1 protein-coding gene is annotated in these 1,273 nt (G+C 67.6%); it reads right to left on the reverse strand.

What is annotated here, in order from left to right; genetic code table 11:
• On the reverse strand, positions 1–1,233 hold a 1,233-nt coding region (locus TNMX_RS10880), incomplete at its 3' end, for an IS1634 family transposase (RefSeq protein ID WP_038032161.1).
• Positions 1,234–1,273 lie beyond the last annotated feature (40 nt).

The following is a 1,273-nucleotide window of genomic DNA, read 5'->3' on the forward strand; positions in this document are numbered from 1 at the left end:
CCCCTCCCGGTCCAGCACGTTCGTGGCCAGGAGGAATCGCCCCAGGCCCCGCCTCGCCCGCTCCAGCTTCTCCTGATCCACCTCCAGGCGGGCCCGCAGGCGGTAGACCACCGCCAAGGGTCGCTCCCCCTTGCGCGGTCGGCCCACCCGCTCCCATTGGCGTTCCTCCTGCACTCCCAGGTAGACCAGCCGGTGCAAAGGAAGTCGGCCGCTGGCCTCGCTCAGGGCCCGCCGGGCGTCCGCCTCACAGGCGAAGGTCCGAGCCGTCAGCCGGCCCAGGACCTTCCGCGCCTCCCCTTCGGCCCGCGCTATCCGCTGCTGGAGGCTCGCTTCCTCCATCCTGGCCCGCTCCTGGCTCTCCACCAACAGCCAGCGCTGCCGCACACCCCCGTACTCGCTCTCCACCTCCAGCCCCCGGTAGCCCGGCAGCAGAGGCCTCCAGGCCTCCTGGGGTAACTCCTCGCGTAGCAGGACCTTGGCCTCCTTTAGGGTGGCCGGCACCCGCATGACCCAGGAGAACCCCCGCAGGGCCCCCAGGTTCTCCTGGCTGTAGCTGGCCCCGTCCAGCACCACCACCTCCCCCAGTTCCAGGCTCTGGCGGTAGCGCGCCAGCAGGGGAACCAAGGCCTCCTGATCCGACTGGTTCCCATCCCCAGGAGCGAAGAGCAGGGGAATCCCCCCGGTATCGGCGCAGATCAGGTTCATCACCCACTGCTTGAGGTCTGGGCGGTGGTCCCGGCTGTAGCCGTGGGTGAGGCGGATGACCAGGGGCTCGTCCCCCGTATCGGTCTGGCCCTCTTCCCCGCTCCCGTACACCCCGTGGACGTGAAAGCTGGTGGAGTCCACGTGAAGAGCCCGCACGGGAAAGGGAAAGGCTCTGCGGGCAGATTTAGCCACCTCCACGAACAGCTCGGTGACCCCGGCCGCGTACAGGCTGTCCAGCATCCGGCCCATGCGGTCGTCGTTCAAAAGTTCGGGGGTGATGCCGGGCCCCAGGAGCAGCTCGGTGGGCTTGCCCTGGAAGAAGTGGCCGAAGAGGTAGAGGGGAGAGGTGACGAAGCCCAGGGCGTTCAGTATGGCGGCCTTGAGGGCCATGCCAGTGGAGACCTTTTCGCCCGGCCTTGGGCCCACGAACTGGTCTACGGTCTGTACCAGTCCTATCTGATCCACGATGCTGGCCACCAGGCCCAGGTGGCCCAGGTCGTACACCTGTAGGTTGGGTGTGGTTTCCATCCCAAAATCCTAAGGCCAAGGGAGAGGGGTGCGGAATGTC

Source organism: Thermus sp. NMX2.A1, assembly GCF_000511705.1.
Lineage (GTDB): Bacteria > Deinococcota > Deinococci > Deinococcales > Thermaceae > Thermus > Thermus scotoductus.